Here is a 24,480-nt window from a genome sequence, read left to right on the forward strand (position 1 = left end):
TGCTTATCTAGTTAACTTTTGTAATTGTTGTGTAATTTCTTTTATTTGCGCCAAAGTTGCCGTAGGATCAGCAATCATTTGATCACGTTTAAATTTAAGCAGCGCAACTTTTTCTTGGTCCTGGCTACTATTTGATTGCAGATAAGACCCATTAAGAAGTAGACCGTTTTTGATTTGCCAGTTAGGCAAGTTCAGGTCGGCAATAAATTTTTGATCATGTGACACGACAATCAGAGCAAACGGATAATTTTTTATAAAATCAGTTAGGGCTGTAATTGAACTAATATCTAAAAAATTAATTGGTTCGTCAAGTAACATAAAATTATGCTGCCCTAACAATATCTGAGCCAAATTAAAATAAACAAGTTGGCCCCCGCTCAACTTTGTAATCGGCTCATTAAGTGCAGTTTGTAAGTGCAAATCACCTAAAAGCTGCATTCTTATACTTCGAGCAAAAATTGATTCGTGCAGAATTTGGTGCAAGACAGTTTCTTGTGATAGCGAGGCTGTTAAGTCTTGATTAAAATAGCCAATGCTCAACTGCTTGTTATAAAATCCGGTTAAATGCTGCCCCGCTAATTGTTTTAAAAAAACAGACTTGCCACTGCCATTAGGTCCAGTTAGAACAATTTTGCTATTAGCTTGCAGCCGTAATTCGTGAGTAATCCTAAATAATTCTTGTTTTTGCCAAGAAATATACTGCGGCTTAATGCTTATTAGATTAGTCTTAGCCGGTAGGTTCAATTTATTCAAATCGGCGGTAATATTCTTAAGTGTAATTGGCTGACGTTTATAAGATTGCTTAATTGCTACGGCTTCTGCCGTGATTTTTTTAGTTAAAATTCGACTTTGCCGCAATAATTTTCGTTCTGTCCCAGTGGCGTCACCACGTGATTTCCAATCTGATGTGGAAATTCCTGCTTTACGCTTGCGGGCAGTATGACCTTGACTCTGTTTATGCTGGTATTCTCTTTGCAAACGCTTGCGCTTTAATTCGTGTTGGCGCACCTGAACTTTATGGTTTGCTTTTTCGCGTGCCGAGTATTGTTCATAGGCGGCAAAATTACCGGTAAAGGCAGTAATTTGCCGGTTCTTTAACTCCCAAGTACGATTAGTAACGGCATTCAATAATTGCCGATCATGACTAATGACAAGCAAGGGACAAGTTAAGTTCTGCAGCTTCGAAATCAACCAATTTTGCTCAGTTTCATCCAAATTTGAAGTTGGCTCGTCAAGTAGCAGTAAACCATTTGCTTGCTTTTTTAATTGATGAAAAGCCGCTTCTAGTGCTGCCTTTTCTTTTTCACCGCCACTGCAATTAGCTTGCGGCAATAATTGCGGGACATACACCAGTGAACAATTTTTAATGATTTGACCGTGAGCTGTTTCTGGCATTTGCACAATCGCTCGCATTAAAGTCGTTTTACCAGCTCCATTTTCACCAATTAAACCAACTTTTTCGTTTGTACTAATTTTTAAATGTGGGATTACAAACAACTTTGTTCCCTGATAATTAATTGTTAGATTAATAATTTTGATAAATTCCATAACTATCACACCTACAATTCAGTATTAATTGATTTAGCCATGGAATTTGCTCTAACAAAAGTTTCTTAAATAAAAATTGCTCTTGTTAGGCAATCTCCATTGCTTGTTTGCTAGTTAATTGGATTCTCATTGTTATCACTTCCTTGTAAACAGATTTGCTCTGCAGCATAACAATATTTTTAATAATTTTATCATGATTAAGCAAAAGAAAAAAGACCTAGTCAAAACTAGGTCTTTTAACGTTGATTGATTTATTATAATACCATCTTTAAGCGCACACAATGGTAATTTATTTCAAGTAAGTATACGGATCGTCTTTATCGCGGGCTGTCATGGAATAACGGCCAAACAAAATCATTGCGTGGTGCGTGTGAATCCATTCTTCAGGCGGTAAAATTTCTTCCAATCTTTTTTCAATTTCAAGCGGTTTTGCATCTTGAGCTACAATGTGAAATCGCTTAGAAATGCGTGAGACATGTGTATCAACGGCGATTGCTGGAATGCCAAAGCCATCGGCTAAGACAACGTTAGCAGTTTTTACACCAACTCCCGGCAAAGTTACAAGCGTCTTTTTATTCTCTGGAATTTGACAATCATATTTATCAACCAAAATTTGCGCGGTTTCCTTAAGGTGCTTAGCTTTTGAATGATACAAGCCAATTTTCGAAATATGATCTTCAATATCTTCAATCGTTGCCTGTGCTAACTCAACTGGCGTGGGATAATCAGTAATGAACTGAGGCATTACGCGGTTAACCATCTTATCTGTTGTTTGCGCACTCATTAAAACTGCACAAAGCAAGTGGAAGTTATTGTCCCAGATAAGTTCACTTTTAGCGTCAGGATACATCCTATTAATTGTGCGTAATACTTTGCGTGCTTCTTCAGTGCTTAATAATTTTTCATGTGCCATTAGCGATTCCTTTGTAAAAACTTCTGAACTTGGGCGACAGTTTTAAGATTATGTCTTTGCCAATTTAACAAAATACGATCGACATACTTTAAGCTGTATGCTTGTGATAGAACTGCTTCTCGCAATGCAAGCTTAATAATTTCGGGATTATAGTGATCGACATTCAACCAAGCCGAAATTTCTTCGCGCTCAATTGGGCTTAAATAACGGCCAAATTCAATTTCAAATTGTCGTGCAAGTGTGTTAAGTGGATTATTATCTAAGCTATCACTGACTTTTTCTGTTTGGTCTTGGTGACTTTTAATCATTACATTAGTACTCAAAAAGTCATCCAGCCTTTGATAAAGTGCATCCAAATTATAAAAATTGCCAATGCGACCTTGTTTGTCAGTTAATTGGTCAATGCTTAAATAATTTTGGTCAATTAATTGTTGCGTAATGCTGGCTACCTCACCGGTTGAAAGATTTGTATTAGCAGCAATTTGCTCATTTGTTGGGAAGTTTTCTCCTCTTTGCGCAAAGGCTTCTAATTGAATGATTAAAATTAATTCGGCATCACTGATTTTAAGCTGCGGATAGTAAGCAATTAGACCATTAGACAAAGTAGTAAAACCTAATTTGCGAAAATCATTGTAGTGCAATTAAATTCTCCCTTTAAAAAAGTTGAACTAAAAACTTTAGTTCAACTTTTAATAATATTCTACTAAATAATAAATTTATGGCTCGATGCGGTTAATCATTCTTGGGAATGGAATAGCTTCACGAACATGGTCTAATTTACAAATCCAAGCAATTACACGTTCAAAGCCCATACCAAAGCCTGAGTGTGGCACACTACCATATTTACGCAAGTCAAGGTACCAGCCGTAATCATTTTCATTCAAGCCAGCTTCATTAATTTGTTTTTTCAAAATATCATAGTCACTTTCACGTTCTGAGCCGCCCATGATTTCACCGTAACCTTCAGGTGCCAAAACATCGGCACATAGGTATTCCTTAGGATTTTCTGGGTTCTTCTTCATGTAAAATGGCTTAATTACTGTTGGGTAATTTACGATAAAGAATGGTCGGTCGAATTTTTCTGAAATGTAAGCTTCATCAGGAGAACCAAAGTCATCGCCCCACTTGAAGTCACGACCACCTTCTTGCAGCATCTTAACGGCATCATCGTATGATAAACGAGTGTAGTTACCTTCTGCGGCTGGTTCAAGCTTCTTAGGATCACGACCTAAAATTTCTAATTCATATTGGCAGTTAGCTAATACTTGCTTAACAACATAAGACAAAAATCTTTCTTGAATATCAAGAGATTCATCTTGATGCATCCATGCCATTTCTGGTTCCATCATCCAAAATTCAGTTAGATGACGTCTAGTCTTGGATTCTTCGGCTCTAAATGTTGGACCAAAGGTGAAGATTTTGCCAAAGGCTTCAGCGCCTACTTCACCGTAAAGTTGACCTGATTGTGATAAGTAAGCATCCCCACCAAAGTATTCCGTATGGAACAACTCAGTTGTACCTTCTGGTGCAGAATGCATAAAAATTGGCGCATCAAATTTTACGAAGCCTTCATTTTCAAAGAAATCAACTGTTGCTTTGAAAATGATATTTCTAATGCGCATAATAGCAAATGGTCGCCGGCTCCTTAACCATAAGTGACGGTGATCAAGCAAGAAGTCAATCCCGTGTTCTTTATTTGTTATTGGGTAGCCTTCATTGTTAGTAACAATCTTCAGGTCCGAAATTTGAATTTCGTAGCCAAAGTGTGAGCGCTCATCTTGATGAACAGTTCCCTTGATGTAAAAGCTAGCTTCTTGGTGCAATGACTTGGCGGCTTCAAATACTTCGCTAGAAACGTCATTTTTCCGCATAACTCCTTGGAAAAACGCGGTACCATCACGCAATTGTAAGAAAATAATCTTCCCACTTGAACGTTTATCTGTTAGCCAAACATGCATCTCAACTTCTTCATCAACATGCTTGGAACAATCTCTAATTGAAATTAATTCTGTCATAAATTCTTATTCCACTTTCCTTATTGTATCAAGTTAATCATACCAAAGTTTTATCTTTTTCGCGACTTAACCGATAAAATTTCCGGTTTTAAATTCATATAATTTGTAACTATAATCACCAGCCGCATTTTTGGCTGTTACTTCCCAAACTGGTTTGTTCTTGTACCAACCCAAGTTGACCTGATTAATTTTACCACCAGTTCGCTTCTGATTAAACTCGCTTCTAATCTTAGTTTCGCTAACGCCCTTTTTAGCAGGATAAAGGTAACCCTTCTTCGAGCCCGGCAAGTAAATAAAATAGTATGTGCCGTTATGCTTGCTAATACCTTTAACCGAATAACTGTTGACCTCGCGGTCTAAGTGATAGCTTGCTTGGACTAACGTAATCGGTGTTTTACTGGTTGCTATCTGCTTAACATTCTGCGTTTCATTGCGCCCAGGTTGACCTGCTTGGTAAAAAAGCGCCACAAACATGAGGTAGAGCAGCACGATAATGATTACCACCCAAGTAACGAACTTAATTGTTTGTCTCGTATCATCTTTAATCATAATTAGCCAACTTATCTCGTAACTCCTTTAAACTAACTTTTTGCGTTTTAACCGGAATTGCATCCAGAAATACTTTACCATAATCTCTCTGCCAAATGCGTGAATCTAAGATCACAAATTGACCGCGATCTTCTTCACCGCGAATTAAGCGCCCCATCCCCTGACGAAAGAGAATTACTGCCCGCGGTATTGTATCAGTCTGAAAAACATTCAAGCCCTCATCCTGCAACTTCTTTTGCCGTAATTTAACTTCTGGCTGATCCGGCGATTCAAATGGTAATTTGGCCGCAATTACCAAATCAATTCCGCATTGGTGGAAGTCAATTCCTTCCCAGAAGCTGTCGGCACCGAGAATAATTGCCTGATTAGCAATCGCAAATCTCTTGGCAATGCGGTTATTCGACCCTGACAATCCTTGAGCCAAAATTTCAAAATCACGTAAGTTTGGTGAGTTTAAAATCAGCGTAAATACCTCTTTAATTTGGTCCAAATTGGTCATTAATACCAACACATGCTTTTTCTTACCTAAATCGTTAGTCAAAATATTTGCCAACTGTGTAGTATATTGACTATCGCTAAAGTCTGGCATGTCTTTAACCGACAACACCTCAAGGTGTTTTGCCAGCTTGAATGTACTCTTACCAATGTATTTCTTAGGCATTAGATCGGTCAAGGCCAACTGCTTAATCGCAAAAGTAAAATTGTTCTCACTAGTTAATGTCGCACTGACAAATAATAAATGGTCAAAGCGCGCATAAATTTGCTTTAACTCGCTGCTAGCATCTAGCAATAGCCAACTAAGATTGGCACTAAGAGGATCCTGCGGATTAGTTAAGGTAACAATAAAGCCTTCCTGCTGCAAACTTGTCTGGTCATTAAGCAAATCAGATAATTGATAACTCTTTTCAATGTAAAAGTCGAGGCGATCAAGCTGCGTCGTTATTTCACTTAATAATGCATCTTCATCACTGGTTGTATCTCCAGCTTCTTTATCAAGCTTAAATAAAATCTGGTTAAGCTGCTGCCGAACACTCTCTAATTTGCGTTGAAATTCACTGAGCCGCGGTCTAAACTGGCCCTTTTTAGGAAAGAGGTCTGTTCCTTGAAAGCTAAGTAATAACTTACCATTTGCCAGTAAATTTTGATTGATTGCCCGCGATTTTTTGGCTGCCAACATTTTTTGCAATCTATTCATTACGTGAATCAGGTCGATGAGTCCTGGGTTTAATTTTTCTAGTAAAAAGTTAAGCTGCGTGTCATTACCATATTGGTTAGAAATACCATCCTCTGCGTAATACAGCAGATTGCGGATATGACTAAGCACACCCCAAAGCGACTCAAACTGAAACGAATCATTGCGCGAAGTAATTACATTGTCCACGAATCTGTGAGCCTCATCAATTACAAGGTATGGGTTTTGGCCCCAGATAGAATCGTTATAATGATTAGCCAAGTACGCATGATTAGTTACCAAAATGTCGGCTTGTTCCTGCCTCTGTCTTGCTAGATTCCAAAAATCAACAGCCGCAAAATTGCTGCCGACGCGTGCATCCCCCGGATGAGTGACCTGCATGAATAATGGCGCCCGATAATTGGTTAGCTGTAATTCATCTAGGTCACCTGTTTTTGTTTGCGTTAGCCACACCAAAATCCGCATTTGTAAAATCAAGGTAGGTTTGTTCTGTGTTCCCTGATAGAGACTCTGATAAAAACCATCGAGGTCAAGGTAGTGACTGCTTGACTTAACAACTTCTGCGGTCAGGTCAAGTTTAGTAACCGCCAGCATTTGCGGAATTTCTTGACTAATCACCTGATTTTGTAAAACCTTGGTTGGCGTCGCAATCACTAATTTTCGGCTAGAATATAACCGGTAAGCATAAGCAAATAGGTAAGAAAAAGTTTTTCCTGTACCATTAGGTGCCTCAACAAGCATTGCCCGCTCATTACCAGCACCTAAAAAGTCGTCAATTTGGTTAATCAAATTAACCTGCGGCTGGCGATAATTAATTTTTCCTTTAAACAGCTTTCGCTTAAGATCATCTTTAACCGGAAACTTTGCTTTGCTGGTTTTGGGATTACTTGGCGTAGCTACTTGCTGCTTTTGCAAAACAATATTACGTACCTGCATCCGGTCTTTACTCAACGGGCGTTTTTGCTGCCGAGCATTTTCCGCAATCGTTGTAAAGATCCATGAGGTATCACGAATTAATCCGTGAGCCAGTGAGCTAAGGGTATTGAGCGTAGCTTGTGGCAAAGTCTCAAGTTGATGGATAATATCAATTAATAAGATGGCAGTGCCGTAAGCATCAGAATCGGCCTTATGTGGATTTAAATGCTTAATTTTTAATTGTGCCGTTAAGTCACTAAGCTTATATGATGGCAGGGTTGGAAAGGCGATTTTGGCTAATTCAACCGTATCAATTGCCTTGTTAGCTAACTCATCAAAGCCATGATTAACTAATTCATAGTTTAAAAACGGCAGGTCAAAGTTAACGTTGTGCGCAACAAAAACCGTTCCTTTAAGAAGTTTACTAATTTTAGGAGCATAGTAAGCAAAGTCTTTTTGCCCAGCAACATCCTCATTATGAATGTGGGTCAGATTTTGAACTGCCAAGGGAATTTCACGGTGAGGATTAATCATGAACGAATAGGTCTTGACAACTTGCAGGTTTTTAATAATGGCGCAGCCAAACTGGATGATATGATTATCGTCCTCACGCTGCGTGCCTGTTGTTTCCAAATCAACAACCGCAAAAGTGTCTTTAGCAAATGATGTCATGTTCCGCCCTCCTTTTCTCTTCTATTTAACTTCTACCGCCCTTTTTGCGTCAAGTAGAATTAGGTATTTATGGGTTACTTTTTGTTTGGCAAAAGAATTAAGCGCCTGCTCGTACAACCTAAGCTGCCCCGTGTATTTTTGCTTAATCTTAGCAATTGCCGTATCTAAATTATTCGGATCAACATGGTCAGTCTTGTAATCAAACAAAATAATCCCATCGTCAGCTTCAAAATAACCATCAATGGTCCCGTGAATCAAAATCTTGGCATCAGGATCACTAAACTGGTTAAACAAGGTCGTTGCCGCAATTAAACTGGAAAAATCAACTTCACGCTTTAAATTACCTGGCTGCTGCCAAAAATCGCGAGCAAAATCGCTATGAACAAACCAGTTGATTTCATCTTTTTTCAGACTTGTAACAATTTGCGGGTTCAACTTTTTCTGTTTGACCAATTCCTGAATCTCAGTAGCTAATTGCGCATCATCACCACTACCGCGATAATCGTAATACTGCAGAATTAGGTGTGTCGCCGTCCCGACTTCTGCACCAGTAAATTTTGATTCAAATAGAAAATTAGGCTTGGTATCAATTAGCTGCAAATAACGGTTGGTGGATGATAGAAGGTGCGCATTTTCTAAATCCGTATCAATCGGGTCATTAAAGGCCTTCTTGATTTCTGAAACAGCCTGATACGCCGTTGTTTGACTTGCATCTTTAAACGGATAAACAAAATCATACAATTTTTGCGCTATTTGATTAAGTAAAGACAAATTTTGCGTTTCTTCTTGATGGTCTTCTTGTAGAGCTGCTCCAGCAATCTTTTCATTATCATATTTGATAATTAACAAGTCTTGGTTTTGATCTAATTCACTTGTGACATCGCTAATCTTTTGCACTGGTTGTTTATCAAAGTGAATTGCGGGCCCAATAAAGTTCATTGGGCTTGTAGCCGTTAATTTATCTGCTAACGCAAGTTGACCATTATCATTTAATTGGTGCTCCCAGGTCAAGACTTTTTTAGGAAAACTCGGAATATCGGCTACTAAGATAAGTTTTTGCTTAGCCCTCGTTAGCCCAACATATAAAATTCGCGCTTCTTCCTCCAGTAATTGCTGTTTTTGCTTAATATTATCAATTGCCTTAACCAGTGAGTCCGCGCGATAATGTTTGCGGCGCAAGGTCAGTCCAATGTTATCAGCATTAATAATGTAATTACCGCTTAGATCACGCATCTGGAACCGATGTTGAAGCCCAACGTAAAAAACAATTGGAAATTCAAGTCCCTTAGAACCGTGAACCGTCATCAGCCGCACGGCATCACCGGCTTCTTTAGTTAATAGCGGCTGGGCCAAGTCTTTCTGACTGCGGCGCATGCGTTCAATAAAGTTAATAAACTGGTATAAGCCTTTAAAGCCCGCACTTTCATAGGAGCTAGCGCGTTCATATAAGGCTTCAAGATTAACCCGGCGCTGTTCGCCGTTAGGTAATCCGGTCATGATTTCCAAAAGGCTGGTCCGCTCATAAATACTCCAGATTAATTCGGAAATGCGGTGATTAGTCGCAAATTGCCGTAAGTTATCTAGTTGATTTAAAAAGGCTTTAATCTGAACGCTTAATTGGTCACCGACTGTCACATAGGAAGTCAAAGCATCGTAAAAACTCGTATTTTTGCTGTGAATGCGAATTTTAGCTAAGTCTGGCTCTTTAAAGTTAAACAAGGGTGAACGTAAAACTGCCACGAGCGGAATGTCCTGGTCTGGATTATCAATAATTTTTAGGTAATTCATGATCACCGTTAATTCAAGGGTTTGGAAGTAATTTTTGGCATCCGTGATAAACAATGGCAAGTGATTTTTAGCAAACTCTTGCATGATTGTTAAGTTATCGCTGCGACTTCTAGTCAAAACGGCGATATCGCTGTACTTAAAAGGGCGCTGATGTCCTAAATGAGCATCATAGACCTGCAAATTCTCTTGCTTAAATTGCAGAATGCGGTTAATGACCATTGTGATTTCGCTAGCATCAATTTCCGGCTCGGTTTCATCAGAGTGATTTTGCTGAGTTTCTTTTTCATGATAAAGAAACTCGCTGGCTGTTGGCAGGTTGACTGGATAATATTGCGCACCAAAAACTAGTTGCCCTTCGCTAGGATAATCAATCCCGCCAAAATCTGTACTTAGCACACTATCAAAGACCTGATTAACCAACTTGACAACTGGTTTAGTGGAGCGAAAGTTTGCCGATAATAAAATTCGTTCTTGGCTCGTATTTTCCGCTTGTGCTGCTGCATGGTATTTATGCAGGAACAAACTCGGTTCAGCTTGCCGAAAACCATAAATCGACTGCTTAACATCCCCCACCATAAAGAGATTGTTTTGGCCATCTTTTTTCAGCAGCTGCAAAATCTTCTCTTGAAGGGCATTGATGTCCTGATATTCGTCAATCAAAATTTCTTTAAACTTATTACGGTAAAAGTCACGAGCTAACTGCGAATTTGACGTGTCCTGACTAAGAATTTGGTAAGCTAGTTGCTCCATATCACTATAATCAAGCAAGTTTTCCGCCCGTTTTAACTGGTTAAAGCGATCAATTAGGGCTAACTCCGCCTTAGTAATTGCTGACGTGATCTTTTGCCCCTGTTTTAAGAGGTCTAGTTGCTCGGACTCGTCCGTCACGTAAAAAGAGGTGTACGTTGAAAAGACCTGATTCTTAGCTTCTTCTTTTAAAGCCTGACTTTCTTGATAAGCGTCAAGCAGGTCCTCGTCCCACTTATTAGATTTACGGTAATTTCCGGTAAAAACGCAGCTGCGTAAATATGTCCGCTGAGTCTCATAATCGTCGTCAGCTGCCAGACTTTGGCGATAATTTGATAACGCTTGATGAAATTGCGTAAAACTCTCATGCACCTTGCTTAATTCTTTGGTTTCAATTTGACTGCTGGCAAGCAAGCGCCCAATTTTTTCATTAAGACTGGCAAAAGTATTGCTTAAATATGGTTTAATCTGTTCTTGCCATAAAGCAGACGTAATAATATTGTCTGCCACCTGATATTTTTGGCTTAACTGTTTCAACCAATCACGATAATCGGGCTTAGCCATCGCAAAGTTATACAAATCAAGCAGCAATCCTTGAGCCGAGTCTGCATCCCGATCGCCAGCGAAATTATCATAAAAGGCAATAAAATCTTTGTCCTTTGCTTCTAAAAATTCACCTTCGATTTCTCGCAGCGCCCGCTCACGTAATAGAGCCGCTTGCGTTTCATCGGTTAAGACGCTGAAGCTAGGATCAATATCAATTACATAATAGAAGCGGTGAATAACATCCAGACAAAAAGCATCGATTGTTGAAATATTGGCTGTATCAACTCGGTTAAGCTGCTGACGTAAATAACGCTTGTCTGCTGCTGACTCTAGCTGCTGTTCTAGCACCTGTTTAATCCGCGCTTTCATTTCTTGGGCCGCCGCCTTGGTAAAAGTTACAACCAGCAATTGGTCAACGCCAGTACCAGCTAGGATTTCTTGCATAACCCGTTCAACTAAGACCGTAGTTTTCCCACTACCTGCTGATGCAGAGACCAAAATATCTTGCCCGCGATCATCAACTGCTTGTTGTTGCTCTTTAGTAAATTGGGGCATTGTTTAGTCACTCTCTCCTAATTTTTCTTTGATTTTATTAAGCAGTTCTTTTTTACTTAAACTACTAATCTGGTGGTATTTATTTTCTTTAAGCATGGCGTCAAAAAAGAAGACGTCGCGATAATCGGAATAGGTCAAGGCACTTTTGCCCTTGCCATACTGATATGGATTGAGCTTAACTTGGCCCGACAGAATTTGACTGGAAGCAGCCTTAATTAAGTTCTCGTCATACTTTAATAACAAGTCAATTTCATCTTCAGTAAAATCATTCTTATTACTAAAGCTAAAGCCACCTTTTGCCTTAGCCTTAACACCAGTATAAAGTTCTGAGGCTTGGCCCTTTTCTTCAAGTAGTGGCTCAGCCTTCAATAATAAATCCGGATCATTATTAATCAGTCCCGTATACTTCAGCCGCGTTTTACCATCTAGGGATGGCTGCTTCAGCATTAAATCAGTGCCAATCAGGTCTTTACCATTCAGGCGCTCAATTTGTCTGGTAACTGTTTGATAAAAAGCCCCTAATAAGGACAACGGATGGTTACCAACAAAGAAGTCCTGATTTTGCGCTAACACGTCAAGATAAGATACCATCTGCAAAGATATGCCGTTATAAAATAAGCCAAGATTGAACTTTTTTGCCGATGACTTATAGTCAATTACTTGCGCCAAAAACTCCCGCTGGTCAGAAATTTGCGCAAGATCTACCCGATCCATTTTGCCGCGTAAGTTAACGTAATGCTCACCTGCTAAATTAGGAATCGCAAAGTTCAGACCTTTGACTTTTTCGCCTAGGCCAAAACTTAATTCTGAATATTTAGCTCGCAGTGGCGTTTTTTGCAAAGAATGGTGCCAATTATTGGCGACTTTAGTTGTTGTTTGGTCTAAGCACCTAAATAGATACTTGTTAAACGGATCATCCATTAACTGTTGGTATTTAGTCTCATCCTGCATTTTTGCCCGCGCCAATTCGAGCAGTCTCTGCAAGGTTGCCTGGTCGATTTTTGCTAAGTCCAGCTTTTGCTGGTTTAATTCCTTAACTAAACGGTCAAAGGTCTCATGAAAGTAATTACCAGCTTGGATCACATCAAGCTCATTTTCAAACCGTTTTCTTAACCGCAAACCATAATTTAAGAAATATTCGTAAGAATTTTCATAAAAAGTTTCTAACTGCGAAACCGAAGAATTGAGGTTCTCACCGTATAACTTTTGGGCTAATTCTGGGCCAATATCTTCAGGTCGATTATCAAACTGGCTGGCTTCAAGAACCATTGCCGTTTTTTGTGGTAAATGCTTTTGCGTTAAGCCTAATAATTGCTGAACTTGAGGCTGTGGCTTATTTTGATTCAAATAAGTTAAATAACCGAGGCTGGCTTCAGGATTAGTTAAAAATGACAGCAAATCCTGCAATTTATTTGGCAAATTGTGCTGACTAAATTCGGGCGCGCCTGCATTTTTCAATCGTTCATAATAAATTGAGGGCTCAAGTTCCTCATTAGCAGCGTTTAAAACAGGGTAAGAAAGATAAACCTTATCTTGGGCCAGTGCAAGTGAGACGCCGAACTGGTAATTCTGGTCTAAGTTACTCAACTGCTGGCGGTCTTCTAAGTAAGAATCCTCGTCAAACACTTGACTCAACTTGTCCAAGTTTTCCGTACTTAAAAAGCCCGGGGTATTTTGGATTGCTGGCAGATTATTACTGGTTGCCCCAATAATGAAGACTTGCTTGTAGCCGCTGGTCTGAATCATCCCCATTTCAGACAAGTTAACCGCATCAAGAGTCGACGGAATTTGCGAAAACGTTGCTTCTTTGAAGCCATTAGTTAATACGTAAAAAAAGCTGTCAATCTCGAATTTGTCAGGATTAATCAATAGATAATCGTGAAGTAAATTAATTAATAAATCCCAAACTTGTTCGGGCTGCTGTGCCTGTTGTAATTCGCCTTGTTCCTGAGAATCTTCGCGCCATTTTTCCAAGCGCTTAGGAATCCCGTTTTGGGTTAGAAAGTTAAAGAAAATGGTAACGGCACGTTGACTGTCAGTTTCTTTTTTCATTTCAGCAAGTAAGTTGGAAATTCGCTTGACAAAATAATCCTTGAGTTTGCTAATGTTAGCAACTTCATTAGGAATTTTATCTAATCTGATGACTTCTGCAGCCACATAATTAGTAAAATCACGGCGCCACAAATTATGGTTAATTCCGTGTGCTAAAACAAAGTTTTCAAGTTCATCAACATCATGAATATAGGCAGCTTCTTCTTGATACCAATCTGGAATTAACAGCCGCGTTTTTAAAATCGCCAGCAAATTGCTGGTTTGCAGGGGTCTAGTAAGCAACTGGGCAATATTTTCAATCAAAACTACCAAGGGATGATATTTCATCTCTTGTTGCAGGTCATTAAAAAATGGAATCTGATTTTGGCGCAAAATTGGCGTTAAATATGTTTCATATTCGTGTAAATTGGGTGCTAATACTAAAAAGTCACGGTAACGATAGTTACTCAGAGCTACTTGCTGATAAATTGTGCGGGCGACAAAGTATGCTTCAGCGTAACGCGAATCGGCGCGCACCAATTGTACTTGATTTAGATTCTCAGGTGCGGCAATTGTTCCCGTCCAAAATTCATTTAGTAACTCACGGTTTGATTGCTTAGGTGCGATTGGTGTCTTAATAACTTGATAATTTAAGTGATGATCATCCAGATAATGCGTTAACTGACCAATTGTTTTTTGAATAACATAATCGTAATCACCAGCCTCGGCATTAGAATCAATTTGTCCTAGTTTTGTCTTAAAGGCCAAGGTAACATTACCAGCGTGCATCATGAGCAATTTAATGGTCAGACTTTCTTGTAGCGAAAAGTGTGAAAAATCGCTGAAATAAAAATCCGTCTTGTCCAAGTCTTTTTTACTGGCTAATAATTCGTTTAACTGCAGCTGCACTTCATTTTTGGTTGAAAATTTATCTGTAATTTCAGTGATAAAGGCATCATAAATAACGCGCAAGTCCGCAATTTTATTTTTCGTTTCTAAGTCTAAATTACTGTCATCAAGTTTATCGAGGTCTAAATTACCCGCCCGCACCTGCAAAATGGTGTCATAAAGCTGCTTCACTAAGCCAGAATTAACGCTGACGTTCTTAAATAAATGCAGCTGGTCACGCTGCTTTTCAATAATTTTTGCTAGCAGCATGGCCGCAGCCGCATTATCTAATTGCGTTGGTAGTCCTTCTTCAGCGTCTTTTAAAAAGTACCATGCTAGTCGCGAAAATGATAAAACCTGCAGATTTTTTACTGATTGTTCAACTTGCTTTTGACTCAGCGCAAGCTTATTTATTGCCCTAATTTCTGTGGTAAACTTAATATGATTAGGTACAATGATAAAAGTTTCATGTTCTGGCTGGGTTTGATAATTTTCAATTGCTAGTTGCAGAATTTTTTCTTGCAAGGGATCTGTTTGGCGACCGACTAGAATCTTGATCATTTGTTCACTTCTCCTTAGCTAATATTTTAGCATAGGAGCCGCAATTTTTTACTAACATTAAGGATCTTAAATAAAATGAAATGTAGTTATTTAGCACATGGCAAAGTTATCCTGATTGGTGAGCACGCAGTTGTTTACGGTTATGATGCTCTCGCCATGCCGATTATGTCCTTGCAGATTAAAGCTAGTGTTGAACCGAGTTCAACAATGTGGATGGATACTGCTCGCTATCACGGGCCCTTTTTTACTGCACCCGATGAATATGACGGCTTAAAATATGTGGTCAAGACGATGCTGGCTAAGGCAGATAGTAGTGCGCCACTTAAAATTACTTATACTGGTGAAATTCCAACGGAACGTGGTTTCGGCTCCAGTGCCACCGTTGCTCTGGCCACAACTAAGGCAATGAACGAGTATTTTGCATTAAACCTGACAGAAAAGGAAATCATGACGATTACTAACCGTGCCGAAATGATTAATCACGGTAAGGCCTCCGGTCTTGATGCGGCAACTGTCAATTCTGCTAATTTAGTCTTTTTTAACCAGAAAATAGGACCTAAAACGCTCAACGCCAAACTGGGAGCTACCTTGCTGATCATGGATACAGGAGAACTTGGCAGCACAAAAGAAGCGGTTAACCAAGTTCATATTCAAATGATTGCCGATCCCGCTAAAAAGCAAATGATTGCTCAACTAGGGCAATTAGCTACTGCAACTAAAGCAGCATGGCTTAACCAGGATCAAATTCAAGTTGGTCATATTTTTAATCAGGCGCAAGCAATTCTGCAGGCATTTGGGTTAGCCACCGCTAAAATTAACCAGCTACAGAAACTTGCCTTGGCTGACGGTGCTTTGGGCTTTAAATTATCTGGCAGCGGTCTGGGCGGCATTGTGATTGCCCTGTGCCCTAACTGGAAAACGGCGAACAAAATTGCGGCCAGCAGTCAAACGTTAATCACGGGTTCATGGATTGAGGAAATTTAATGGCTAAAACAGTTCGAGCACATACAAACATTGCGTTGATTAAATATTGGGGTAAGGCAAACAACCAGTTGCGGCTGCCGTTAATGTCGAGTCTGTCAATGACTTTGGATCAGTTTTATACGGATACTAAAATTACAGCTAGCACAACGGGAAATCATTTTTTCCTTAATAATATTGAACAAACTGGTAAAAGTGCCCAGCGTGTTTTTACTTATCTTGAAAAATTACAACAGCATTTTAACGTGACTGGTTCATTGTCCGTTTATTCGATTAATCACGTACCAACAGCTGCAGGATTAGCCTCATCCAGCTCTGCTTTTGCGGCGTTGGCGGGGGCTTTTTGCGTATATTACAAGTTAGACGTTAACCGGCGGCAATTGTCGCGCCTAGCTAGGCTAGGCTCAGGTTCTGCCAGCCGGTCAATCTATGGCGGTTTTGCTATTTGGCAAAAAGGCGTGGATGATGCGACCTCTTATGCTTATGCTTTAAATGAAAATCCACAAATGGACTTACACCTTTTAGCAATTGAATTAAATCAGCAACCTAAAGAATTGTCATCAACTGGTGGGATGAAGCAAGCACAATCTTCGCCCTTTTTTAAGCCGTGGCTGGCGCGTAATGAGCAAGAAATGGCACAAATAACTTCTGCCATTCAAGAAAATGATTTTACTCGCCTAGGACAACTAGCCGAACTTAATGCCAGCGAGATGCACGCAATTAATTTAACGGCGCGGCCTGGCTTTACTTATTTTGAGCCGGATACTATTAAGGCTATTAGGTTAGTTACCCAATTGCGCGCGCGCGGGATTGAATGTTACTACACAATCGATGCCGGTCCCAATGTTAAGGTTCTCTGCCAGTTAAGAAATGTAAAAGATGTGACCAATTCATTTGTGTCTGTGTTCAAGAATGCTAAGATAGTAAATGCAAGTTTTGGTCCAGGTATCTCATGCCTGGACTAATTAGCGTAATTTAATTGATTAGGAGATTAAATTAATTGATCACAGAACAAGCACCCGGAAAATTATATATTGCTGGTGAATACGCTGTTTTAGAACAAGATTGTCCTGCAGTCTTAGTTGCAGTTAACCAGTTTATTCGGGTTTCAATTACTAAAAGCAAGTCAACAACGGGCCTAATCCACTCCAAGCAGTATTCACAGGACTCAATTCATTGGGTGCGTAAAGGCGCCAAAATGGTAATTGATAACCGTGATAATCCGTTTGAATATATTTTAGCCGCAATTTCTTATACGGAACGTTACTGTATTGAACAGAATATTAACATGAAGGTTTACGACCTGCACGTTAATTCTGACTTAGATTCAGCTGATGGTAAGAAATATGGTCTAGGTTCCAGTGCGGCGGTTACCGTAGCAACGGTTAAAGCAATTCTGCGCTTTTATAATGTGCCTTTTAGCAATGAATTAGTTTACAAATTATCCGCAATTTCGCATTATTCTGTTCAGGGTAATGGCTCTGCTGGTGATATTGCTGCCAGCGTTTATGGCGGCTGGCTAGCCTACCAAACCTTTGATAAGGCATGGCTGACTAATGAACTGGCTAGCAAAACTTTATCAAGCATTGTAAATGAAGCATGGCCGGGGTTGAAAATCCAATTATTGACGCCACCGGAAGGGATGCGTCTGATGATTGGCTGGAGCCACAAACCAGCTTCAACATCACGACTGGTTGATGAAACTAGCGCCAATCGTGCGGCCCTAAATGGTGAATATCGCGAATTTTTGCAGGCATCACGCGAATGTGTACTAAAGATGATTACTGGTTTTGAACAAAACAACATTGCCTTGATTAAAACGCAAATCCGCGTTAATCGCTGCCTGCTGCAGCATTTTGCTCAAATTAATCAAATTGCAATTGAAATTCCGCGACTTTCCAAGTTAATTAACATTGCCGAAGACTTCGGCGGTGCAGCTAAGACTTCTGGCGCTGGCAACGGCGACTGCGGCATTGTAATTGCAGATGGAACAACTGATGTGGCTGCATTGGAAAGTCAGTGGCAAGAAAATGGCATTCAGCCCCTTAACTTCCACGTTCATCAGGTTAAATTTGCCCAATAGGAGAAAAAATGTCAATCAGATCTAAACGTAAAGAAGAACATTTAACTTTAGCCCAAACTTTTTTTGAACCTGAAAAAGCCAACAGCTTTGACCAAATGCATTTATTACGGCCAGCACTGCCAGAAACCCGAGTTGATTTAGATACAATTAAAACAACAATATTTGGTAAAACGGTTAGTGCCCCCTTCTTCATTAACGCGATGACTGGTGGCTCAGCTAAGTCACTATTGATTAACAAAGAGCTGGGCAAAATTGCTAGCCAAACTAAGATTGCTTTAGCTCTTGGTTCAGCCAGCATTCTAGTTAAAGAACATGCACAGCTAGATAGCTTTTTAGTGGCTCGCGAGGCTAATCCGAATGGAATTATTATCGCCAATATTAATGCAAAAACAGCGCCAAAGGACGCAAAAAAAATTGTCAGCGAATTACAAGCTGATGCCTTGCAGGTACACCTAAATACAGTTCAAGAAATTGCGATGCCTGAAGGTGAACGTGATTTTCATTGGCTAGATAATCTTAGAAGTTTACGGCAAGAAATCACTGTTCCAATGATCATTAAGGAAGTTGGTTTTGGTCTTGACCGCGCAACCATTCAGCTACTTAAAAATGAAGGCTTTAAATGGTTCGATGTTGCTGGTAGTGGCGGCACGAATTTTGCTCAAATTGAAAACGCACGTAACCAAAGTGACCTTTCTTACCTTGAGACTTTGGGCTTACCAACAGTTATTGCAGCAATGATGGCTCAAAAAGAACAAGTTAACCTAATTGTTTCTGGTGGTGTTCGCAATCCTCTGGATGTCTTCAAGGGCTTATGCTTGGGTGGTCAATATGTTGGTATTTCTAACGTCTTCTTGCAAACAATGGAGCAAAATACACCCGAATATTTATTGCGGACAATTCAAAATTGGCAGCATGAATTAGCTGGTTTATTAGCCATCTTTGGTCAAAAGGATTTGACTAACTTAGCAAGTATTAAGCAATATTTTGACTTTCCCTTGCATGACCTAATCACGCAGTTAAGTTAAAATTTTACATAATTTTAATTATGACAATTAAAAAGGACTATGATTAAAACTCATAGTCTTTTTTTAGAAGTTACACCATTTTTAATTTTTTATCAAAAATAGCCAATGCTTCCTTAATATTTTTGCTATACTTAATACTGAACATGAGCACGAAGCTAGATAACGGTGACTAATCTCTAGACTGAAGATGTGATTGCTTATGGTGTAACAACTATAACTCGTAAAATTCGACAGAAAGGATTAGTCAGGTATCCACATGGATACTGTTATTGCTTTTGGTTCAAACATTGCAGTGATTGGTATTGGTAACAATAGTTAGACAATTAAATTTGTTGATTACTGAAATTGCTAAGTTAATTAACGCTTTGAGTGAATTAAAAGCTGCCTGGAAGAAATTTAAGGTAAAATAATAACCGCTCTAGTTTAAGACGACTAACGGTTATTACTGTAATAATTAGAAGTCACCGCTTTTAATGCGGAAACTCATGTTGAGAAGTCCTGGAACTAACAGGACTTCTTTTTCTTTACAGCCATATTGTAGCATTTTTATATTTAAGATTCAATTACGACAAAAGAGCCGTTATACTAAAAATAATAATTAACTCTTTTTTAATTATTAATTCTTTGAAGCTCCCGAAGTAGCGTCTTCACTGGCATTTTCAGCAGCTTGTGTACCAGCTATCCTACCAAAGACAACAGCATTGGTAATACCCATCCCGCAGCCAGCTCCCGATAAAATATCGGAAACTAGTCCTTTGAAAAATTGACTTTACATAATTTAAATTATGACACCAAATATAACAAGTTTTATTCTTCTACTACAATACAAACCCCTGCTTTTGCAGAAAAGCCCCCACATCCGGCCTTCTTGCCTCGCTAAAGAAGTCAATATTCTTTTGTAGCCAGTCAGTCTGTTGCTGGTTACTGTTACGACTGGCATAATATACAGCGGTCAGTTGCTGATAAGCTGTTAAATCAGTGAACTTAGCTATGTCATAGCTATTTTGTGCGACCTTTTGGTCTAATGCCATTCGGGGCTTAGGTCCATTCTTCTTGGTTGGAACACCAATTGTCATGCCAAAAACTGGTACGGTAAACTCTGGCAATGTCAAAATTTCACTAACTTGTTTCAAGTCGTTACGAATGCCGCCAATATAACAAATGCCCAAGTCAAGTTCCTCAGCAGCAATGGCCATACTTTGAGCTGCAATAGTGGCATCAATGACACTGACTAACAGTGCCTCCATGTTTTTAATGCCGACTAATGACTGATTTGCTTGTTCTAAGAGACATTTTTGCCGATATAAATCTGCGACAAAAACATAAAAGGCACCACTGTGAACGACGTATTCTGGACAATTGGCGATTTCACCTAATTGCTGGCGCTTCTGAGTATCAGTAATTTCAATAATTGAGAATGCTTGAACAAAGTTTGACGATGAAGCGCTATTAGCAGCTATTAGCAGCTCTTCTTTAGTCGCAATTGGTAGCGGCTCATCGACAAAATCTCGTACGGAAACGTGTTGTGTCATTTTTTGGATAAAATCATTCACTATTTTTAATTCCTTTTCTAGTTTTTTAATTTAATAAGCGCCATATTTCCTTTTGGACTGCACTATCATTACTGGAACCAATAATTCGGTCTGCCGCATTCTTAGCACTTGGCAGTGCCGTGCCAGTCGCATAGCTGCGGCCAACATACTTAAGCATCCCGACATCATTGCCACTGTCGCCAAAGGCAACCATTTCGCGGAAATTAATTCCGAGCTTCTTGCTCAAATACTGCAAGCCGACAGCTTTGTTCATCCCTTTAGTTGACATGTCAATTGATCCTGCAGAACCAGAAACAAATCCTAAATTAGGATAATTGCGTTTTAATTCAGCCAGCATTTGCGGCATTTTAGCTTCAGCAACGTCGAAAGTTACCTTAAATATCTGATCATCTAAGTTTGCAAAATCGGCCACTGGCGTAATTTTGTAGTAATACTTGCGCAATTCCTCAATGTATTCTGGACTAGTACTATCCAGCACATAGGCACTTAGTAATCCGGAAGCAATTGCCTTTTCGTCATATTGCCGTGTAATTTGAACGATTGTGGCTAAATCATTGTCAGAAAGGCTATCGGTATGAATTACCTGCTTACCTTTGGCAACTAATGCGCCATTTTCAGCAACAAAGTAAATCTGATCGGCGACTTCTGGAAATCTCGTTATCAGGTTTTCGTACTGATTACCACTAGAAACGACGAATTTAATGTCACGCTCCTGCATAATTTTAAATTCACGCAAAAACAGGTCAACATCATAGGTCTTAGCATCGGTCAGCCAAGTACCATCCATATCTGTTGCAATTAACTTAATCATTTTACCTAATTAACCTTTCTTGAGAGTTCTTAAACCTTTCGGATAGAAGTTTTTGAGTATCCCGTTGCCGGTAACTTTGCCAAAACTAAAAATTAGCTGGCGAGCACTGACTAAGACAAAACCACGTAAGTCAGTCTTTACCCGGACCGTTTCACCATGTAAATAAGCGGCGTAATCGTCACGATTTAATTCGACTACTCGTTCCTGTTGAACTTGGCTTAATGCCATTGCTAGTTGATGCCCCGGTTCAAAGCGGTTTTTCTTTAAGACACCTAATTCTAGACCGTTGTTAATTACCTTTAAATGCAAGTTAGCTTTAATTGCGGGAAGAAAAACGTGGTCATGACTCACGCGAATTTCTGGACGCCAATTGGCTAAGGGCTGCGGTAAATTGAATTTATCTAAAACCGCAGCTACTAATTCGGTCTGCTCCTTAGTTAACAGCAACTTAGAGCGAGTTTTTTTATATTTCTTTTCCTTAGTCTGTGATTGCTCACTATTGTCAGGCAATTTTAACTTCGCCGCAAATTGCCCTTCGCCTAAGTCGTCTTGCGGCCAAAAGCGCAAAGTCTCTTTTAAAGCGGAATTATTATCAGCCCATTCAGGACGGCCGTGACTAACTTTAGCAGAATCTAAATCTGACGCTACCACAAAAAAACCAAATTCATTAATTAGCCAACTAACAATCTGTTCATCTTCTTCTGGGGCGTAGGTACAAGTTGAATACACCAATTCTCCACCGGGTTTAAGCATTTTGACAGCCTGAGTTAGGATTTCTTGTTGGCGCTTTTGACAAACTAGGACATAATCTTGTGACCAATAATTAACTGCGTCTGGATTCTTGCGGAACATCCCCTCGCCGCTGCATGGTGCATCAACCAAAATTTTATCAAAGAATTGCGGAAATTGCGGTACTAAATTTGCCGGATCCTCACTGGTAATTAAACAATTTGTAATTCCCCAACGCTCAATATTTTCTCGTAAAATCTTGGCCCGCGTGGCTGAAATTTCGTTAGCCACTAATAGTCCAGAACCAGCGAGTTGCTCACCTAAGGCTGTACTTTTACCACCCGGAGATGCACAGAGATCAAGAACCTTGTCGCCAGGATTTACTTTCATTAAAGTTGCCGGAAACATCGCCGATGGGTCCTGCGAATAAACCGTGCCGCTAACCCATTCGGGATCATTACCTACAACTTGACCATAATAAGCTGCATTAATCTCTGGGACGGGCTGTCCACAATTATAGGAAACTTGCTGTGTAAACTTCAGCGGATTAAGGCGAAAGGCTTTTTTACTCGGCTCAGCCATTGCCTTAAACATAATAGCTGCCTGCTCCTGACCAAGTAATTTTTGATATTTATTTGTAAATTCTGCGGGCAAGTTAAGCACGATGGCTCCCCTTTCGTGATAAATAAAAAATGCCGAAAATATAGCCCCAAATAATGAGGAACCAGCTAAGAGCTAACAGCCACATTAAATGGTCAGGCTTAGAATAAAATGCACGCCAGCATAAGAAGAGATAGGCACCCACTGTAACCAATAATTCAGTTAAAATTAGCCTGATACCACGATTGATAAACCAATTGCGTAACAAATTACCAGTCAAGCTAGTTCGTCTAACCGTTTGCCAATCAATTAAGGCGAGCAGCATGTTACAAATGATCGCAATTAAACCAAAGATAATCATCAGTAAAATCTCCCGAATAACTGAAAAACGATGAATCTGGTGTTTCTTAACAAATAAGGGTGTCTTTACCCTGCTGCCATAATGCGCCGCAATTTTACGAATAACCTTGTCTGAAGCATCCATAATAATTTGGTAATTTTTCAGTTTAAATTCACCTGTTGGCTGTTTAGGCCCAGTTGACAAATAATAGCCATCTTGCTTCATTTGTCGGTAGTGCTTCAGAGTTCCGATTACTGAATAATACTCATGGTGCAAGACAACGTATTGATTGCCCTGCGTTTTTAACGTCTTAACTTTAGCATTTAGTCCCAAAACTGCAAAGGAAACTTGCCCTTTAAAATCATCAGCTGAAAAATAGCGACCAGATTCTGTTGGTAGGCTAATAATCGTATGATTAGCCCAAATAAGTGTCTGATGAGTTGTCCCCTGCCGTTCAAGATGAATTTGAATCTTATTCTTGGAATAATTTTGGGTTAAATATCGCAAAAAGGTATTAACCTTTTGCTGGGTGTTAATCTCAATATAGCGCGTGTTGTTACTCAAGCCATAGGCTTCTAGCAGCTGGTCGGCTTCGCGCGACTGAACGTTAGACAACATGCTGCCGATTCCTAAAAGCGCTAAGAAAAAAACAATAATTAAGCCTAATTTTTTAAATTTCATGTTCTATCTCAAATATTTGTTCATTAATAAAATCATAACTGCGAAACGACTGGTTAATTCGCCGCAGTTGTGCCGAATGATGCAATTTTATCGTTTGCCAAAAGGCAGGCGAATTCGTTGCCCCATTTTTTTCGCCAATAAATAGCAGACGACTCTTAGGATTATACTTTTTCCATGCGGCAACTGCCAATAAATCAGTCTTGGTAAAGTTGGGTGCCCATGAGCAAATAATTAAATCAACTTGTACAAATCGCTTAATTGCTTGAACTGCATCTAAATCTACGACATTAACTGCCGGCTGACTGCCAGTGGCGGAAGTCTTAGCCCATTCTAAAGAATCGGTTGCGATTGTCCCAATTTGTGCCGTGTCCAGTGCCCTTGACCAGTATGCGTTGCCAGCCATGATTTCTAATGCAGAGTTTACGTGCAATTGCTCTTTAATCAGCCGCGCCGTTGTCAAATTGGGTAAAGACCAGATGCCATACCTAATTGATAAGTATTGTCGCATGCTGTTAAGCAATTGATTTAATACCTTAATTTTCGCAGCTTGTTCTTGTCCAACTTGCTCTAAAATTTCTTCTACTTCATCTGGTAACAAGCCTAATTTTGCTGGAGCCGATGTTAAAATTTGTTGTTGATCCAGCTGGTTAATAATTTGGTTAACTTCTACAACCTGCTTGTTAACTACTGGATGTTTAATTTCACCATTTAATTGGTTAACTTTATCTAAAAAATTCGTCATATTTAATCCCTATAC

The 24,480-nt window shown here is 39.5% G+C and carries 17 protein-coding genes; 4 read left to right on the forward strand and 13 right to left on the reverse strand.

The window, feature by feature from the left end; translation table 11 throughout:
- Window positions 1-3: 3 nt before the first annotated feature.
- From OZX76_RS04910 to OZX76_RS04945, 8 genes are all read right to left on the reverse strand, one after another.
- Window positions 4-1,548, reverse strand: coding sequence for an ATP-binding cassette domain-containing protein (locus OZX76_RS04910; protein WP_277178315.1), 1,545 nt, complete (start codon window positions 1,546-1,548; stop codon window positions 4-6).
- A 289-nt stretch (window positions 1,549-1,837) separates the two neighbouring features.
- Entirely contained in the window at window positions 1,838-2,461 is a 624-nt protein-coding gene (gene nth, locus OZX76_RS04915) for an endonuclease III (protein WP_277178316.1), read from the reverse strand.
- Window positions 2,461-3,102: a DnaD domain protein gene (locus tag OZX76_RS04920; protein WP_277178319.1), complete on the reverse strand. Its 642-nt coding sequence runs from the start codon at window positions 3,100-3,102 to the stop codon at window positions 2,461-2,463. Before OZX76_RS04920 ends, nth begins: the two co-directional genes overlap by 1 nt.
- A gap of 75 nt (window positions 3,103-3,177) precedes the next feature.
- A complete protein-coding gene (asnS, locus tag OZX76_RS04925) occupies window positions 3,178-4,476 on the reverse strand; it encodes an asparagine--tRNA ligase (protein ID WP_277178322.1) in 1,299 nt (432 codons plus the stop codon).
- Between the two features lie 66 nt (window positions 4,477-4,542).
- Complete coding sequence (locus OZX76_RS04930; RefSeq protein WP_277178324.1) at window positions 4,543-5,025, reverse strand: hypothetical protein; 483 nt, start codon at window positions 5,023-5,025, stop codon at window positions 4,543-4,545.
- Complete coding sequence (locus OZX76_RS04935; RefSeq protein ID WP_277178326.1) at window positions 5,018-7,804, reverse strand: helicase C-terminal domain-containing protein; 2,787 nt, start codon at window positions 7,802-7,804, stop codon at window positions 5,018-5,020. The genes OZX76_RS04930 and OZX76_RS04935 overlap by 8 nt, the downstream gene beginning before the upstream one ends.
- A gap of 21 nt (window positions 7,805-7,825) precedes the next feature.
- Complete coding sequence (gene addA, locus OZX76_RS04940) at window positions 7,826-11,440, reverse strand: helicase-exonuclease AddAB subunit AddA (protein ID WP_277178328.1); 3,615 nt, start codon at window positions 11,438-11,440, stop codon at window positions 7,826-7,828.
- 3 nt (window positions 11,441-11,443) lie between these two features.
- Window positions 11,444-14,920, reverse strand: coding sequence for a PD-(D/E)XK nuclease family protein (locus OZX76_RS04945; RefSeq protein ID WP_277178330.1), 3,477 nt, complete (start codon window positions 14,918-14,920; stop codon window positions 11,444-11,446).
- Between the two features lie 75 nt (window positions 14,921-14,995).
- Here OZX76_RS04945 and mvk point away from each other — a divergent pair, with 75 nt between their 5' ends.
- The 4 genes from mvk to fni are packed head-to-tail and all read left to right on the forward strand — an operon-like array spanning window position 14,996 to window position 19,009.
- Window positions 14,996-15,904 carry a mevalonate kinase gene (gene mvk, locus OZX76_RS04950; RefSeq protein WP_277178332.1) on the forward strand — a complete coding sequence of 303 codons (909 nt, stop codon included), beginning with the start codon at window positions 14,996-14,998 and terminating at the stop codon, window positions 15,902-15,904.
- Window positions 15,904-16,866, forward strand: a complete 963-nt coding sequence (gene mvaD, locus OZX76_RS04955) for a diphosphomevalonate decarboxylase (RefSeq protein WP_277178334.1) — start codon at window positions 15,904-15,906, stop codon at window positions 16,864-16,866. The genes mvk and mvaD overlap by 1 nt, the downstream gene beginning before the upstream one ends.
- Before the next feature lie 35 nt (window positions 16,867-16,901).
- The gene (locus OZX76_RS04960) at window positions 16,902-17,984 is read left to right on the forward strand and encodes a phosphomevalonate kinase (RefSeq protein ID WP_277178336.1); all 1,083 of its coding nucleotides are present in this window, start codon (window positions 16,902-16,904) and stop codon (window positions 17,982-17,984) included.
- A gap of 8 nt (window positions 17,985-17,992) precedes the next feature.
- On the forward strand, window positions 17,993-19,009 hold the full coding sequence (fni, locus tag OZX76_RS04965) for a type 2 isopentenyl-diphosphate Delta-isomerase (protein ID WP_277178338.1): 1,017 nt from the start codon (window positions 17,993-17,995) through the stop codon (window positions 19,007-19,009).
- Between the two features lie 818 nt (window positions 19,010-19,827).
- On the opposite strand, the gene OZX76_RS04970 is transcribed toward fni, so the two are convergent.
- The 5 genes from OZX76_RS04970 to OZX76_RS04990 are packed head-to-tail and all read right to left on the reverse strand — an operon-like array spanning window position 19,828 to window position 24,465.
- Complete coding sequence (locus tag OZX76_RS04970) at window positions 19,828-20,562, reverse strand: NADPH-dependent oxidoreductase (protein WP_277178340.1); 735 nt, start codon at window positions 20,560-20,562, stop codon at window positions 19,828-19,830.
- A 25-nt stretch (window positions 20,563-20,587) separates the two neighbouring features.
- Entirely contained in the window at window positions 20,588-21,373 is a 786-nt protein-coding gene (locus OZX76_RS04975; protein WP_277178342.1) for an HAD family hydrolase, read from the reverse strand.
- 9 nt (window positions 21,374-21,382) lie between these two features.
- Window positions 21,383-22,765, reverse strand: a complete 1,383-nt coding sequence (locus OZX76_RS04980) for an RsmB/NOP family class I SAM-dependent RNA methyltransferase (protein WP_277178343.1) — start codon at window positions 22,763-22,765, stop codon at window positions 21,383-21,385.
- Window positions 22,758-23,723 carry a hypothetical protein gene (locus OZX76_RS04985; protein WP_277178345.1) on the reverse strand — a complete coding sequence of 322 codons (966 nt, stop codon included), beginning with the start codon at window positions 23,721-23,723 and terminating at the stop codon, window positions 22,758-22,760. Before OZX76_RS04985 ends, OZX76_RS04980 begins: the two co-directional genes overlap by 8 nt.
- A complete protein-coding gene (locus OZX76_RS04990; RefSeq protein ID WP_277178347.1) occupies window positions 23,713-24,465 on the reverse strand; it encodes an SAM-dependent methyltransferase in 753 nt (250 codons plus the stop codon). Before OZX76_RS04990 ends, OZX76_RS04985 begins: the two co-directional genes overlap by 11 nt.
- Window positions 24,466-24,480: the final 15 nt, after the last annotated feature.

The organism is Lactobacillus sp. ESL0677, assembly GCF_029392875.1.
Taxonomy (GTDB): Bacteria; Bacillota; Bacilli; order Lactobacillales; family Lactobacillaceae; genus Lactobacillus.

Excerpts from the sequence above, each read along its gene's own strand:
- OZX76_RS04910 (WP_277178315.1), bottom strand. The coding sequence starts at position 1,548 with ATGGAATTTATCAAAATTATTAATCTAACAATTAATTATCAGGGAACA.
- nth (WP_277178316.1), bottom strand. The coding sequence starts at position 2,461 with ATGGCACATGAAAAATTATTAAGCACTGAAGAAGCACGCAAAGTATTA.
- asnS (WP_277178322.1), bottom strand. The coding sequence starts at position 4,476 with ATGACAGAATTAATTTCAATTAGAGATTGTTCCAAGCATGTTGATGAA.
- OZX76_RS04930 (WP_277178324.1), bottom strand. The coding sequence starts at position 5,025 with ATGATTAAAGATGATACGAGACAAACAATTAAGTTCGTTACTTGGGTG.
- OZX76_RS04935 (WP_277178326.1), bottom strand. The coding sequence starts at position 7,804 with ATGACATCATTTGCTAAAGACACTTTTGCGGTTGTTGATTTGGAAACA.
- addA (WP_277178328.1), bottom strand. The coding sequence starts at position 11,440 with ATGCCCCAATTTACTAAAGAGCAACAACAAGCAGTTGATGATCGCGGG.
- OZX76_RS04945 (WP_277178330.1), bottom strand. The coding sequence starts at position 14,920 with ATGATCAAGATTCTAGTCGGTCGCCAAACAGATCCCTTGCAAGAAAAA.
- mvk (WP_277178332.1), top strand. The coding sequence starts at position 14,996 with ATGAAATGTAGTTATTTAGCACATGGCAAAGTTATCCTGATTGGTGAG.
- mvaD (WP_277178334.1), top strand. The coding sequence starts at position 15,904 with ATGGCTAAAACAGTTCGAGCACATACAAACATTGCGTTGATTAAATAT.
- fni (WP_277178338.1), top strand. The coding sequence starts at position 17,993 with ATGTCAATCAGATCTAAACGTAAAGAAGAACATTTAACTTTAGCCCAA.
- OZX76_RS04975 (WP_277178342.1), bottom strand. The coding sequence starts at position 21,373 with ATGATTAAGTTAATTGCAACAGATATGGATGGTACTTGGCTGACCGAT.
- OZX76_RS04985 (WP_277178345.1), bottom strand. The coding sequence starts at position 23,723 with ATGAAATTTAAAAAATTAGGCTTAATTATTGTTTTTTTCTTAGCGCTT.
- OZX76_RS04990 (WP_277178347.1), bottom strand. The coding sequence starts at position 24,465 with ATGACGAATTTTTTAGATAAAGTTAACCAATTAAATGGTGAAATTAAA.